The following is a 1,481-nucleotide window of genomic DNA, read 5'->3' as shown; positions in this document are numbered from 1 at the left end:
GGCGCGGCACCGGCGGCCCCCCGCATGACGGGCCGATCGCGCTGCGCTTCACCGCGACGGGCAACGGCAGCGGCCTCCTCGACATCGAAAGCATCCGTGACCGGGACACCTGAACGGACCGGCGGAAGAAACGCACCACAGGAAGAGAAGAAAGGTTCAGCCATGTATTTCGATTCCCAGGCCCTGACCGCCCTGCTGTCCGACGAGGCCCTGGCCCGGAAGCTGGCCCCCGCGATCCAGGCGGACTGGAAACGCATGACCACCCCGCTCGCGGTGGTCGAAACCGTGCTCGCCCTCGGCAAGCCCCACGAGCCCGGCAAGACCCATGCCGAGACGCAGGATGCCGTCGCTTCGTTCCTGGACGCGCACGACATCGAACTGCGCGACATGCCGCCGGGCTCCAAGCTGGTCCCGCTCGCGGGCGAGGCCGCGGGCAACATAGCCGCGCCGGACGTCGTGCACTGCCTGAACGCCGCCTGCGCCGCCTATTACGAGATGGAGATGTTCCGCATCGACGACGCCCTGGCCGCTCTCCCCGGCCTCCCCGGCCTCCAAAGTCGCGACACCACCGGCGACGTGGATTCCGAGATCTGAAGGACGGACGCATGCCATTCCCCGCCGACACCCCGCCCCCGGCGGCAGGCGAGCCCTCGGCCGCCGCCACGCGGCAGCTTTATCCCCTGCCCCCCGACGCGGCGGGCCACGTCCATACCGTGACGGTCTTCCGCTACGGCACGCCGGGCGCCCGGCCCAAGGCGCATCTCCAGGCCGGGCTCCACGCCGATGAATTTCCCGGCATGCTGGCACTGTATTTCCTGCGCCGGCTGCTCGACGAAGCCGCCGCCCGCGGCCGGCTGCGCGGCGAGATCCTCATATTGCCGCAGGCCAACCCGATCGGCCTGACGCAATGGCGGCAGGGCTTCCTGCTCGGACGCACCGAAACCGCGTCCGGCGGCAATTTCAACCGCGGCTATCCCGACCTGGCCGCTCTTGCGTCCAGGATTCTGGCGGGCCGCCTGGACGGCGATGCGGCGGCGAATGTCGCGCGCATCCGTGCCGCGATGGCCGAGGCACTGGCGGCGATGCGGCCGGCGACGGCGCTCGACGGACTGCGCCATCGCCTGCTCACCCTGGCGCATGACGCCGACCTGGTGCTGGATCTGCATGCCGACAACCAAGCCCAGCGCCATATGTATGTCGGCACGCCGCTCTGGCCGCAGATGCGCGACATCGCCGCCGAAATCGACGCGCGCGCGGTGCTGCTGGCCGACATCTCCGGCGGCAACCCGTTCGACGAGGCCTGCAGCCTCCCATGGCAGGACCTGGCGCGACGCTTCCCCGATGCCGCGATCCCCCCCGCCTGCGCCGCCGCGACCTTGGAACTGGGCAGCAACGACGATGTCGATCTCGGCATGGCCCAGGACCAGGCGGCCGCCCTCTACCGCATCCTCGAACGGCGCGGCCTGATCGACCGGCCGGAC

General features: G+C 70.6%; 2 protein-coding genes. Both read left to right on the top strand.

Translation table 11 applies throughout. From position 1 onward, the window contains the following. The first annotated feature begins 162 nt into the window (after positions 1-162). Positions 163-594, top strand: coding sequence for a type II toxin-antitoxin system VapC family toxin (locus HUK84_RS17905; protein ID WP_176641454.1), 432 nt, complete (start codon positions 163-165; stop codon positions 592-594). An 11-nt stretch (positions 595-605) separates the two neighbouring features. After that, positions 606-1,481, top strand: an 876-nt coding sequence (locus HUK84_RS17900; protein WP_176641453.1) for a succinylglutamate desuccinylase/aspartoacylase family protein, incomplete at its 3' end; no start/stop codon positions are given.

The sequence above is a fragment of the Nguyenibacter vanlangensis genome, assembly GCF_013376155.1.
Lineage (GTDB): Bacteria > Pseudomonadota > Alphaproteobacteria > Acetobacterales > Acetobacteraceae > Gluconacetobacter > Gluconacetobacter vanlangensis.
Note: the sequence above shows the minus strand (reverse complement) of the source record. Positions and strands in the feature narration are given on the sequence as shown.